Source organism: Acidovorax sp. FW305-C-20-28 (genome assembly GCF_058783375.1).
Map to the genome: position 1 here is coordinate 45,762 of NZ_JBYSYM010000007.1, position 13,287 is coordinate 59,048.

Sequence of the window (13,287 nt, forward strand, 5' to 3'; positions counted from 1 at the left end):
AGGCAGCCAGGCTGCTCTCTTGGTGGCGGATGCTAAGAACACTGTGTGACAACCATTTGACGGTGCTGTGGCGGCTGCTCCACAGGCCCCCGAATCGCCCTGCGCGCCGAGTGCTCTTGCGTCACGGATCGGTCATATCCGATTCCTAGACTGCGCTCTCCCATGACCAACCAATACCACGAGGAGTGCGGCTCTCATGAGCAAAACTATTTCTGACAAGGTCGTTCGCAACGACGCGGGCAACACCCCCTTCAGTGCCATCCTGGAGGTTCAGCTGTCACGCCGCACTGTCACGCGCGGCGGCCTGAGCGCGGCGCTGGCCTTGCTGACGGGCACCAGCCTGTCCGCCTGTGGCGGCAGCGACGACGAGCCGCTCAAGCTGGGCTTCACCTCGCTGGCCAACTCCATGACCGACGCCTGCGTGGTGCCACCGGGCTACGTGGCCCAGGTGCTGGGTGCCTGGGGCACGCCGCTCAACGACAGCGCCGCCGAATGGGACCGTGACGGCAAGAACACCTCCAAGGACCTGCTCAACTCCACCGGCATGCACCACGACGGCATGCACTACTTCCCGCTCGACGGCAGCTCCAGCGAAGGCCTGCTGGTGGTCAACCACGAGTACATCGACGAGAAGGCCCTGCACCCCGCCGGCCCGACCACGGTGAACAACAAGCGCCCTGCGGAAGAAGTGCGCAAGGAAGTCAACGCCCACGGCGTGGCCGTGATGCACATCCGCAAGACGGGCAATGCCTGGGCCATCGTCAAGAACTCGCGCTACAACCGCCGCTTCACCTCGGCCACGCCGATGGCGCTGGCCGGCCCGGTCGGCGGCACCGACTGGGTCAAGACCCCGTACTCGCCCACGGGCACCACGGTGCGCGGCACCAACAACAACTGCGGCAACGGCACCACGCCCTGGGGCACCTACATCACCGCCGAAGAAAACTGGGCGGCCTGCTTCGTCAACACCAATGCATCGGGCCTGCCCGCCCACCAGGTGCGCGTGGGCGTGCCCACCTCGGCCGGCCGCTACAAGTGGGAAACCGCTGCCGGCGACGCCACCGAAGTGCAAGGCGAGTTCGCCCGCTTCAACGTGACCCCGAGCGGCAGCAGCGCCCTGAACGACTGGCGCAACGAAGTCAATGGCTTTGGCTACCTGGTCGAGATCGACCCCTACGACCCCGGCAGCGTGGCGACCAAGCGCACCGCCATGGGCCGCTTCGCGCACGAAGGCGCGGCCTACGGCAAGCCCGAAGCCGGCAAGCCGCTGGCCTTCTACAGCGGTGACGATTCGCGCTTCGAGTACATCTACCGCTTCGTCTCCGACGCCAACTGGGATCCGGCCGATGCGCGCCGCAGCGACCGCCTGGCCGTGGGCGCCAAGTACCTGGACAAGGGCACGCTGTACGTCGCGCGCTTCAACGAAGACGGCTCGGGCACCTGGCTGCCGCTGACGCTGGCCGCCGTGGGCAAGGACGGTACCAAGCTCGGCGACAAGTACAAGACCATCGATGAGATCCTGATCAACACGCGCGCCGCGGCCGACTTCGTGGGCGCCACGCCCATGGACCGCCCCGAGTGGACGGCCGTGCACCCCTCCAACGGCGACGTGTACGTGACGCTGACCAACAACACCAGCCGCAACGCCACCACCGGCACCAACGCTGCCAACCCGCGCCTGAACAACGCCAACGGCCACATCGTGCGCTGGCACGACACGCCCAATGCGAACACCTTCAAGTGGGAAATCTTCGTGTTCGGCTCCGAAGCCGGTGCCGCCGCCGACACCAACCGCTCCGGCCTGACCACGCTGAACCAGCTGGCCAGCCCCGACGGCCTGGCCTTCGACGACCGCGGCATCATGTGGATCCAGACCGACAACGGCATCGATGGTGGCCGCAACAACGCCGTGGCCCGTGCCACCAACGACCAGATGCTGGCCGTGATCCCTGGCGCCATGACCACCGACAGCAAGGGCACGGGCCCGGTCATCAACGCCCAGAACCAGGGCGACCTGCGCCGCTTCTTCGTCGGCCCGAACGAGGCCGAGATCACCGGTTTTGCCTACACGCCGGACTACAAGACCATCTTCCTGAACATCCAGCACCCGGTGAACTGGCCGGCCTACGGCACCAGCGACGCCACGACCGCCCCGACGGGCACCGTGCGCCCCCGCTCGTCCACCGTGGTCATCCAGAAGGCGGACGGCGGCCCCATCGGGGTGTGAGGTTTTTGCTGGGCAGTCAGTTGCCTCTTTGCAGGCTGTCACGCGCAGGCGTGGCAGCCTTTTTTCATGGGCGCAGCCCCGGGGCGGCAGGCGGCTCGCAAGCCGCGGGGATTCAGTAGTCGGAGCCGTAGGGCGACGGTGGCCGCGCGCGTGACGTGGGCCCGGGGGCCGGTGCGGCGGGTGCGCCGCCACCGCTGCCACCAGGTGCTGCGGGGTAGCCGATCTGGCCGCTGCCATCCTTGCTGCCCTTGCGCCCCGCAATCTGCCAGGCCGTGCGCTGGTCCACCAGGCGGGCCAGGAATTCGAGTTCCTCGTCCGTGTGGTTGATGGCACCGGCCGGCGTCAGCATGCGGCCATTGCGTGGCGCCACCTCGGCCCAGAAGGCCTGGTGGTAGGAGGCCTGGCTGACGACGGATTCGCCGCCGGCCGCAATGTCCACCGTGCCGTAGCAGTTGCAGAAGTAGCTGCGGAAATCCTGCTCGGGGAACACCTCGGCATACACCCCCGTGCCGCGGATGCCGGCCGTGGCCGTGGGCATGACCACCTGGCGCTCGCTGCCGCGCCCCCAGACGCTGGCCACCGCGCCGGAGAGCACGCGCAGCACCTTCACCGCCGCGGGGGTCTCGCCTTCGAGGGCGATGCGGGTGTTCTGGCGCACCATGAAGGCGTCCTTGCCCACGGTGAAGACCACACTGGAGCCCGGCCCGGTCTCGACCCGGTCGCCGGGCGCGATGGTCTCGCCCGCGGCCAGGGCCTGGCCATTGCGCAGCACGTCGCCGCGCATCTCCACCACGTTGCGGCCCTGCTGCGCGTGGGCCGCGGTGAACCCGCCAGCGGCGGCCCAGGCTGCGGCTGCCTGCAGCAGGCTGCGCCGCTGGTACCAGGTAACTTCGTCCTCAGTGCGGCCCTGGAGCTGGTGCTGGCTGTTCGTCATGGGGTTCTTCCGAGGAGGGGTTGGCTGGCGGGAGAAAGCAGTCGCGGAACGTGAACACGATGGAGGTCAGGAACATGGCAGTCACCAGAAGCTGCAAGCCCGAAAGCATTCCCTTGGCGACCTCCTGGGGCATGCCCAGCAGGATCAGGATGGCGGCCAGGATCAAGCTCAGCAGCAGGCCTGTCATCAGGACGAAGAGCCAGCCCAGGCCGAACATCAAAAATGCCTTCATATTGCGGCCGCAGGCCACAAAACTGAAAAACAAGGCCTTGACGGGGGAAATGCCGTGCCAATAGACCAAGCCTGGAGCGTGCCAGAAGGTCATGGACAAGAGGACGGACAGCAAGGCATGCAGCAATGCGGCTTGCTGGACCGCTGCCGTTTCCATGATCTCACGGGACAGACTGCCTTCGCCCAGGTAAAAGCCCGCCAGCACGCCGCCATCTATCAAGGTCGGGACGCCAAGAATGGCCAGAAAGCCCGCGACATAGAGGCCGCCCAGTACCAGGATGCGGCGCGAGCATTCACTTCCACTGAGAAAGGCGACCAGCAGGACCGAAGGCTTGGGGAATCGTCCTTGCACGGCCTCGGCGGAGGCGACCATCATGGCCAGGGTCGCAGCGGGCGCCAGCCAGAGTGCCAGCGCCCTGCCCACGACCGGGACCATCCCGACCAGATACATGATGGCGATCAACAGCATCGACACGCCGGCCAGTGCCATGGGTTGCTGGCGGAACGTCCTGAGCCCGAGCTTGACCCAGTCGAGTCCAGTGCGGGCAGGGACGATGTTGAGTTTCATGGGGACGAGGCCGGTTCAAAAAGTCAGCCCCTGTTCATGGGCTTGACGCACTTGTGGGAGGAGATTGCGCCGAATTTACTCCAGCGCACCATGGCCGTGGCTCCATGGGGGCATGAACCAACGCGGCGTTGTGTGACATTCCTCGCGGAATGGGCTGGGCAAATGGGGTCTTGTTCAGCCCGCGTGCACCGGCTGCGCCACGCGGCCGCGCAGCACGCGCTCGAAGTGCGTCGGGTCGTGCGGCTTGAGCATGGAGGCCTCGCGCGGCAGGTAGAAATCCCACAGGCGCGAGATCCAGAAGCGCAAGGCGCCGGCGCGCAGCATGGCCGGCAGCAGCTCGCGCTCGGCCGCGGTGAGGGGGCGCACGGCCTGGTAGGCGTCCAGCATCGCCCGTGCGCGCTCGGGGTCGTGGGCGCCCGTGGGCAGGTCGATGCACCAGTCGTTCAGACACACGGACAGGTCGAACAGCCAGGTGTCGACGCCGGCAAAGTAGAAATCGAAGAAGCCCGTGAGCTCCTCGCCGTCGAACATCACGTTGTCGCGGAACAGGTCGGCATGCACCGGCCCGGTGGGCAGGGCGGCGTAGGCGGACGAGGCCGCCACATGGTTCTGGTAGGCCAGTTCCGCGCGCAGCAGCGCCGCCTGGCTGGCGTCGATGTGGGGCAGCACCACGGGCACGGTCTCGTTCCACCAGAGCAGGCCACGCAGGTTGGGCTGGTGGCGGTCGTAGTTGCGCCCGGCCAGGTGCATGCGCGCCAGCATGGCGCCCACGGCGGCGCAGTGCACCGGGCCGGGGGCCAGCTGGCTCTTGCCGCGCAGCTTGCTCACCACGGCGGCCGGCTTGCCGCACACCTTGTGCAGGATGTCGCCGCTTTTGTCGCCGCGCGGGTCGGGCACGGGCACGCCACCGTGCGCCAGGTGCTTCATCAGGTGCAGGTAAAAGGGCAGCTGCTCGGCCGTGAGGCGCTCGAACAGCGTGAGCACGAACTCGCCCTGGTCGCTGGTCAGGAAGTAATTGGTGTTCTCGATCCCGCCTTCGATGCCGCGCAGCGCGACCAGCTCGCCGAGGTTCAGGCGGCGCAGCAGGGCGCGCGCCTCTTCATTGGAGACTTCAGTGAAAACGGCCATCGCTCAGCGGGGAAAGTGCGGGAAGGAGAAAGAAGAAGAGGCGGAACAGGACGTGCGGCGCGCAGGCGCGCGCGGACACGGAGCGGGGCTCAGAACTTCAGGACGTTCCAGACCCGGGGGGCGGTGTTGGTCTCGGCGCCGTTGAGGGCACCGGTGCGGCCGCGCGCGCCGTCGGGCGACTGCACTTCGTAGCTGGGCATGTTGCCCGCCTTGGGCTGCACGTTGATGCTCTGCGTCTGGCCGCCCACGCGCAGTTCGTCGACACGGCTGCCCGCGTCCTCGATCTGGATGCGTTCGGTGCGCTGGTTGGTGCGCCCGGACAGGGGCTCGGGCGTGGTCAGCGCCTCGGCGGGCCGGGGGGTGCCCGCGGGGGCATTCTGGCCCGGGGTCTGGGCCAGGACGGGGCCGCCGGCCAGGGCCAGCAGCAGGGAGAGGTGAACAGCGCGCATGGGCCGATTGTAGAGCGCGCCGCGCCAGGGTGCTGCGGGTGCCCTGGCCGTGCACAATGGCTCCCCATGAGCAATAAAAAGACCCTGGTGCTGGTAGACGGCTCCAGCTACCTGTACCGCGCCTTCCACGCCATGCCCGACCTGCGGGCCGTGCCGGGCGACCCCACGAGCGCGGCCACGGGCGCCATCCGCGGCATGATCAACATGATGCAGGCCCTGCGCAAGGAAGTGCACGCCGACTATGCGGCCTGCATCTTCGACGCCAGCGGCCCGACCTTCCGCGACGCGATCTACCCCGAGTACAAGGCCCAGCGCGCGCCCATGCCCGACGACCTGCGCACCCAGATCGACCCCATCCACGAGGTGGTGCGCATGCTGGGCTGGACGGTGCTGGCGATTCCCGGCGTGGAGGCCGACGACGTGATCGGCACCCTGGCCGTGACGGCCGCCAAGCAGGGCGTCGAGGTCATCGTGAGCAGCGGCGACAAGGACCTGTCGCAGCTGGTGGACGAGCACATCACCATCATCGACACCATGAACGGCAAGCGCCGCGATGTGGCCGGCGTGACGGCCGAGTTTGGCGTGCCCCCGCACCTGATGGTGGACTACCAGACCCTGGTGGGTGATGCCGTGGACAACGTGCCCGGCGTGCCCAAGGTGGGCCCCAAGACGGCCGCCAAGTGGCTCATGGAATACGGCTCGCTGGCCGAACTGGTCGCACGCGCCGGCGAGATCAAGGGCGTGGCCGGCGAAAACCTGCGCAACACGCTGGACTGGCTGCCCACGGGACGCCAGCTGGTCACCATCAAGACCGACTGCGACCTGGTCGAGCACATCGTGGGCCTGCCCGCGCTAGACGCCATGGCCATGGGCGAGCAGCAGGTCGACGGCCTGCGCGTCTTCTACGAAAAGTACGGCTTCAAGGGCCTGGCGCGCGCGCTGGGCGGCGCAGCCGAGCCGGCTGCCGCTGCAGAAGCCGCCCCGGCCGCTCGCAAGAAGACCGGCGACACCGACACCGCCGACCTGTTCGCCGAGCCCGCGGCGGCGCAAGAGGGCGACGCTGCCGAAGCGCCTGCGCGCAAGGGGCGCTACGACACCATCCTGACCTGGGACGCATTCGACCGCTGGCTGGCCACCCTGCACGTGGCGCCGCTCACGGCGCTGGACACCGAGACCACCTCGCTCGACGAGATGCGCGCCGAGATCGTGGGCATCAGTTTCAGCGTGGAGCCCGGTGCGGCGGCCTATGTGCCACTGCGCCACGAAGGGCCCGAGGCCCCGGCGCAACTGCCCATCGACGAAGTGCTGGCGCGCCTCAAGCCCTGGCTCGAAGACCCGCGCCATGCCAAGCTGGGCCAGCACATCAAGTACGACCGCCATGTGTTCGCCAACCACGGCATCGAGGTACAGGGCTATGTGCACGACACCATGCTGCAAAGCTATGTGCTCGAAGTGCACAAGCCGCACGGCCTGGCCAGCCTGGCCGACCGCCACCTGGGGCGCAGCGGCATCAGCTACGAAGACCTGTGCGGCAAGGGCGCGCACCAGATCCCGTTTGCCCAGGTCGATGTGGCCAAGGCCGCCGAATACTCGTGCGAGGACTCCGACCAGACCCTGGACGTGCACAAGGCCCTGTGGCCGCTGCTCGAAGCCAACGACAAGCTGCGCGCCATCTACGAACTGGAGATGGCCAGCAGCGAGGCCCTGTACCGCATCGAGCGCAATGGCGTGCTGATCGATGCGCCCACGCTGGCCAACCAGAGCCACGAGCTGGGCCAGCGCATCCTGCAGCTCGAAACCGAGGCCTACGAGATCGCCGGCCAGCCCTTCAACCTGAGCAGCCCCAAGCAATTGGGCGAAATCTTCTTCGACAAGCTCGGCATGCCCGTGGTCAAGAAGACCGCCACCGGCGCGCGCAGCACCGACGAAGAGGTGCTCGAAAAACTGGCCGAGGACTACCCGCTGCCCGCCAAGCTGCTGGAGCACCGCAGCCTGGTCAAGCTCAAGGGCACCTACACCGACAAGCTGGCGCTGCTGGCGCTGCCGCGCACCGGCCGGGTGCACACCCACTACGCGCAGGCCGTGGCCGTCACGGGCCGGCTGTCGAGCAACGACCCCAACCTGCAGAACATCCCCATCCGCACGCCCGAGGGCCGGCGCGTGCGCGAGGCCTTCGTGGCGCCTGCGGGCAGTGTGATCGCGAGTGCCGACTACTCGCAGATCGAGCTGCGCATCATGGCCCACATCAGCGGCGACCAGTCGCTGCTACACGCCTTCCATGCGGGCCTGGACGTGCACCGCGCCACCGCGGCCGAGGTCTTCGGCGTGGCGGTGGACCAGGTCACGAGCGAGCAGCGCCGCTATGCCAAGGTCATCAACTTCGGGCTGATCTACGGCATGAGCAGCTTCGGCCTGGCCAAGAACCTGGGCATCGAGACCAAGGCCGCGGCCGCCTACATCGACAAGTACTTCCAGCGCTACCCCGGCGTCAAGCAGTACATGGACGAGACCAAGGCCGCCGCCAAGTCCATGGGCTATGTGGAGACCGTGTTCGGCCGGCGCCTGTACCTGCCCGAGATCAACTCGCCCAACGGCCCGCGCCGCAGCGGCGCCGAGCGCGCGGCCATCAACGCCCCCATGCAGGGCACGGCGGCCGACCTGATCAAGATGGCCATGGTGGCGGTGCAAAAGGAGCTCGACGCGCACAAGCCGGCCGTCAAGATGATCATGCAGGTGCACGACGAACTGGTGTTCGAGCTGCCCGAGGGCGAGGTGGAGTGGGTGCGCAGCCACATCCCGCGCCTGATGGCTGAAGTCGCCTCGCTCAAGGTTCCGCTGCTGGCCGAGGTCGGCGTCGGCCCCAACTGGGACAAGGCACATTGAGGGACGGTGGCGCTGGCGCGTTCCTTGCACGGTAGATCAGCATGCGCCTGCGCCATATCGAAGTCTTCAACGCCGTGATGCTCACCGGCAGCGTGAGCGCTGCCGCGCGGCTCATCAACGTCACCCAGCCGGCCGTGAGCCGCATCCTGGCGCATGCGGAGCTGCAGCTCGGCTTTGCGCTGTTCCACAGGCTCAAGGGCCGGCTGGTGCCGACCACCGAGGCGCAGACCCTGTACCCGCACATCGAGCGCCTGTTCGCCCAGCTCGACGATGTGCAGCGCCTGGCGGCCAGCCTCAAGGGCGACCGGCGCGAAGGCTCGCTGCACATCCTGACCGTGCTGGCGCTGAGCTACGAGGTGCTGCCGCGCGCGCTGCGCAGCTTCCGCGCGCTGCACCCCGATGTGGACGTGACCATCGACGCGCTGCACTCGCCGCAGATCATCTCGGCCCTGGTGCTGCAGGAGGCGGACGTGGGCTTCGTGTTCAGCTCCATCGCCCACCCTTCGCTGAGCCAAGAGCTGATTGCCGACGGCTACATGGTCTGCGTGGCGCCCAAGGGCCTGCTGGCGCCGCCACTGGTGCAGGCCGGCTGCGTGCACCTCGCCGACCTGGCGGACACGCCCGTGGTGCGCCTGGATGTGCGCGACCCCATCGGCACCGTGATGGGCCATGCCTGCCGCGAGGCCGGCGTGGGCCTGCGCACGGCCATCACGGTGCAGACCTACCACGCCGCGCTGGCCCTGGCGCAGCACGGCCATGGCGTGGCGCTGGTGGATGCCTGCACGGCCGCCTCGGCCGACCGCAGCCAGGTGGACGTGCTGGCCCTGGCGCCCCACATCCCGGTCCCCATCCAGTCGCTGCGCACCGTCAACCGCCCGGCCTCGCTGCTGGCCAGTGCCATGGCCACCTGCATGCGCCAGGCCGTGGCCGAGACCATGGCCAGCAAGGCACTGCCGGCTCCCCGGCCCTGAGCGGAGGGGGCTGGCGGCTCCCATAACTTTCCGGCATGGCCCACCCGGAGAAATGAATTGTTCAAGGCGGCGCTGAATTTCTACAGTGCACCCACGCCTTTCCATTCCATTTCTTTTCTCCGTCGCAAAGGGAACCCCATGCCAACCTCCGCCGCCGCCCGTGCCACCCTGCTGGCCGCCTGCCTGCTCGCCTGCTGCGCCGCCCAGGCCGATACGCTCAAGAAGATCGCCGACACCGGCAAGATCACCCTGGCCTACCGCGAATCGTCCGTGCCCTTCAGCTACCTGGCCGGCCCCGGCCAGCCCGTGGGCTTTGCGGTGGACATCGCGAGCGCCGTGGCCGACGCCGTCAAGAAGCGCCTGAACAACCCGGCCATCAAGGTCGAGCTGCAGCCCGTGACCTCGCTCAACCGCATTCCCCTGGTGCAGAACGGCACGGTGGACCTGGAATGCGGCTCCACCACCAACAACACGGTGCGCGGCAAGGACGTGCAGTTCGCCACCAACTACTTCTATACCGGCACGCGCCTGCTGGCCAAGAAGAGCTCGGGCATCAAGGGCTTTGGCGACATGGCCAAGCGCAAGCTGTCCACCACCTCGGGCACCACCAACGCCCAGGTGGTGCGCAAGTACGACCGCGACAACAAGCTGGAGATGGAGATGCTCATGGGCAAGGACCATGAGGACTCGATGCTGCTGGTCGAGACCGGCCGGGCCGAGGCCTTCGCCATGGACGACATCCTGCTCTACGGGCTCATGGCCAATGCGCGCAACCCGGCCGAGTGGGAAGTGGTGGGCGAAGCCCTGCAGGTCGAGCCCTATGCCTGCATGCTGCGCAAGGACGACCCGCAGTTCCAGGCGCTGGTCAATGGCGTCATCGGCGGCATGATGAAGTCCGGCAAGTTCGAGAAGCTCTACACCAAGTGGTTCATGTCGCCCATTGCGCCGCGCGGCCAGAACCTCAGGCTGCCCATGGGCAAGGAGCTGCGCGACAACCTCACGGCCCAGAGCGACAAGCCGGCCGTCTGAGAGGAGCCCCCGAGCATGTTGATGGCACAGCTTCGCCCCGCCACGCAGACCGTGGGCATCCTGGGCGGCATGGGGCCCGCGGCGGGCGCGGACTTCGCGCGCCTGTTCGTCGAGGCCTGCAGCGAGCGCATGGTGCAGCTGGGCATTCCCGTGCACGACCAGGCCTACCCCGAGCACTGGCTGGCCCAGGTGCCCATTCCGGACCGCACGGCCGCGCTGGACGACACCCGGGCGGGCGCGCACCAGCCCGCCGAGCCGCTGCTGCAGGCCACCGGCCGGCTTGCCGCGCTGGGCGCCCGTGCCGTGGCCATTGCCTGCAACACGGCCCATGCCTGGCACGGCCTGCTGCAGCAGCGCTTTCCGCAACTGGTCGTGCTGCACGGCGTGCAGGAGGTGGTGGCCCGCCTGGCCGCACGGCAGGTGGGCAGCGTGGGCCTGCTGGCCACGCGCGGCGCCTACGATGCCGGCCTGTACCAGGGCGAACTCGAGCGCGCGGGCATCGCCTGCCACCTGCCCACCGAGGACGAACGCGAGCGCCTCATGCAGGGCATCTACGACGGCGTGAAAGCCGGCAACTATGTGCTGGCGCGCCAGCGCTTCGAGTCGGTGGCGCTGGCGCTGCAGCAGCGCCATGGCACGGACACCCTGGTCATGGGCTGCACGGAGATCCCGCTGGCGCTGTCCGAGGGCGGCCGTCTGCCCGGCATGGCGCTGGTCAATCCGTCTGCGGTGCTGGCCGCTGCGCTGGCGCGGCAGGCCTATCTGGACGCGGTTCCCGCGGCCGCGTGATGGTTGTTGACGCGCGTCCCGTGGCCGCGTGATCGGCTGCGGGCCATGCGCCTGCAGCGCTTTTCATCCAAGGAGTTCGACCATGGCTTGCGTGTCTGCCCGTGGGTGGCGCCCCGGTACCTGCGTTCTTGCCGCACTGCTCGCCGGGTGCGGGCTGCTGGCCGCCGGCCCCGCCCTGGCCCAGCCGGCGGCCACCGAAGCGCCTGCCGCGGGCACCTTGCAGCGCATCCAGGCGCGCGGGGCCGTGGTCATCGGCCACCGGGAGTCGTCCCTGCCCCTGTCCTATGTGGCCGATGGCCGGCCCATGGGCTACAGCGTCGATGTCTGCCTGCAGATCGCCCAGGCCCTGGGCCGGCACCTGCGCCTGCGCGAGACCCGGGTGGAGTACCGCCAGGTCACTTCCGCCACCCGCTTCGATGCCATCGAGAAAGGCGAGGTGGACCTGGAATGCGGCTCCACCACCAGCACGGCGCAGCGCCGCCAGCGCGTGGACTTCACCATCCCGCACTTCATCGCCTCCTCGCGCATGGTGGTGCTCAGCGCCAGGCCGTACGAGCGCATCGAGGACCTGGACGGCAAGGTGGTGGCCTCCACGGCCGGCACCACCAACATCGACTCGCTGGCCCGGGAGGCGCTGGCCAAGTCGGTGCGCCTTCGCATCGAGCCGGCGCGCGACCATGGCCAGGGCTTTGCCTGGGTGGTCGAGGGCAAGGTGGACGCCTTTGCCATGGACGACGTGCTGCTGTTCGGCCTGCGCGCCAGCCACAGCCGCCCCGAGGACCTCAAGGTGATCGGCAAGCCCATGACCATCGAGCCCTATGCGATCGCCTTCGAAAAGGGCAACCCCGCGCTCAAGGCCCTGGTGGACGCGGAACTGCGCCGGCTCATCGCGACGCGGGAGCTGCACCGCCTCTACGACAAGTGGTTCACCGCGCCCATCCCGCCGCGCGGCATCCACCTGGGCATGCGCATGCCGCACCTGCTCGTGGATTCGCTCAAGTACCCGAGCGACTACGTTCCCCCGTAGTGCCGAAAAGCCGTTCGCTGCCCCATGGGTTTGGGCGGGCGATGGCAGCCGCCGCGCAAACCGCCTAGACTGCGCGCTCGCCTTGCCCCATTCATTTTTGGAGATCACCGATGCTGAGCGACGACCACCGACAGGATGCCGAGGCCCTGGTACCCGGCCGCACCACCGACGCCGGCCCCTCGCGCCGCCTGGCCCTGCAGACCGCCCTGGGCCTGGGCTATGCCGCCGCGGCCACGCCGCTGATGGCGCAGACGGCCATTGCCACCCCGGCCGACGGCCTGACGGCGGGCGAGATCAGCTTCCCTGTGGGCGACTTCAAGGTGCCCGCCTACCGCGCCGCGCCGGCCGGCAAGACCGGCCTGCCCGTGGTGCTGGTGATCCAGGAGATCTTCGGCGTGCACGAATACATCGCCGACACCTGCCGCCGCTTCGCCAAGGCCGGCTACCTGGCCATCGCCCCGCAGCTCTACGCGCGCCAGGGCGACCCTTCCAAGTACACCGAGGCCGCCAAGATCACGGCCGAAATCGTCTCCAAGGTGCCCGATGCACAGGTCATGGCCGACCTCGACGGTGCCGTGGCCTGGGCCACCGCCAATGGCGGCGACGCCGCGCGCATTGGCATCACCGGCTTTTGCTGGGGTGGCCGCATCACCTGGCTGTATGCGGCGCACGGCCCGGTCAAGGCCGGTGTGGCCTGGTATGGCCGCCTGGTGGGCCAGCAGAGCGACCTCACGCCCAAGCACCCCGTGGACATCGCGCCCATCCTCAAGGCGCCGGTGCTCGGCCTGTACGGTGAAAAAGACACCGGCATCCCCCTTGACACGGTTGATAAGATGAAAACAGCCCTGGCCGGTGGCACCGCCGCCGGCAAGGCTTCGGAATTCGTGGTGTACCCCGACGCGCCCCACGCCTTCCACGCCGACTACCGCCCCAGCTATCGCAAGGAAGCGGCCGAAGACGGCTGGAAGCGTGCGCTGGCCTGGTTCAAGGCGAACGGCGTCGTCTGACCGACCGGCCGCTCTCCTACAATCAGCCGCCCCTGCATCCAGGG

At 68.4% G+C, this 13,287-nt stretch carries 11 protein-coding genes; 7 read left to right on the forward strand and 4 right to left on the reverse strand.

Going from position 1 to position 13,287, the window contains the following annotated elements; translation table 11 throughout:
- Positions 1-196 precede the first annotated feature (196 nt).
- Entirely contained in the window at positions 197-2,227 is a 2,031-nt protein-coding gene (locus tag AC3WOH_RS10355; RefSeq protein ID WP_492229273.1) for a PhoX family protein, read from the forward strand.
- Positions 2,228-2,339: 112 nt separating this feature from the next.
- On the opposite strand, the gene AC3WOH_RS10360 is transcribed toward AC3WOH_RS10355, so the two are convergent.
- The 4 genes from AC3WOH_RS10360 to AC3WOH_RS10375 form a co-directional block, all read right to left on the reverse strand.
- Positions 2,340-3,161 (reverse strand): FecR family protein, encoded by an 822-nt coding sequence (locus AC3WOH_RS10360; protein ID WP_492229274.1) that lies wholly within the window; start codon positions 3,159-3,161, stop codon positions 2,340-2,342.
- Positions 3,124-3,960 (reverse strand): BPSS1780 family membrane protein, encoded by an 837-nt coding sequence (locus AC3WOH_RS10365; RefSeq protein ID WP_492229275.1) that lies wholly within the window; start codon positions 3,958-3,960, stop codon positions 3,124-3,126. The genes AC3WOH_RS10360 and AC3WOH_RS10365 overlap by 38 nt, the downstream gene beginning before the upstream one ends.
- Positions 3,961-4,134: 174 nt before the next feature.
- The gene (locus AC3WOH_RS10370; protein WP_492229276.1) at positions 4,135-5,088 is read right to left on the reverse strand and encodes a homoserine kinase; all 954 of its coding nucleotides are present in this window, start codon (positions 5,086-5,088) and stop codon (positions 4,135-4,137) included.
- 89 nt (positions 5,089-5,177) lie between these two features.
- Positions 5,178-5,537, reverse strand: coding sequence for a hypothetical protein (locus tag AC3WOH_RS10375; protein ID WP_184857967.1), 360 nt, complete (start codon positions 5,535-5,537; stop codon positions 5,178-5,180).
- A gap of 66 nt (positions 5,538-5,603) precedes the next feature.
- Between AC3WOH_RS10375 and polA the strand changes: the two genes are divergently transcribed.
- From polA to AC3WOH_RS10405, 6 genes are all read left to right on the forward strand, one after another.
- Positions 5,604-8,420: a DNA polymerase I gene (polA, locus tag AC3WOH_RS10380; RefSeq protein ID WP_492229277.1), complete on the forward strand. Its 2,817-nt coding sequence runs from the start codon at positions 5,604-5,606 to the stop codon at positions 8,418-8,420.
- 41 nt (positions 8,421-8,461) lie between these two features.
- Positions 8,462-9,391 carry a LysR substrate-binding domain-containing protein gene (locus AC3WOH_RS10385; RefSeq protein WP_492229278.1) on the forward strand — a complete coding sequence of 310 codons (930 nt, stop codon included), beginning with the start codon at positions 8,462-8,464 and terminating at the stop codon, positions 9,389-9,391.
- Positions 9,392-9,529: 138 nt separating this feature from the next.
- Entirely contained in the window at positions 9,530-10,420 is an 891-nt protein-coding gene (locus tag AC3WOH_RS10390) for an amino acid ABC transporter substrate-binding protein (protein WP_492229279.1), read from the forward strand.
- 21 nt (positions 10,421-10,441) lie between these two features.
- Positions 10,442-11,209, forward strand: a complete 768-nt coding sequence (locus AC3WOH_RS10395; RefSeq protein ID WP_492229280.1) for an aspartate/glutamate racemase family protein — start codon at positions 10,442-10,444, stop codon at positions 11,207-11,209.
- Between the two features lie 82 nt (positions 11,210-11,291).
- The gene (locus tag AC3WOH_RS10400) at positions 11,292-12,236 is read left to right on the forward strand and encodes an amino acid ABC transporter substrate-binding protein (RefSeq protein WP_492229281.1); all 945 of its coding nucleotides are present in this window, start codon (positions 11,292-11,294) and stop codon (positions 12,234-12,236) included.
- 110 nt (positions 12,237-12,346) lie between these two features.
- Positions 12,347-13,243 carry a dienelactone hydrolase family protein gene (locus tag AC3WOH_RS10405; protein WP_492229282.1) on the forward strand — a complete coding sequence of 299 codons (897 nt, stop codon included), beginning with the start codon at positions 12,347-12,349 and terminating at the stop codon, positions 13,241-13,243.
- Positions 13,244-13,287: the final 44 nt, after the last annotated feature.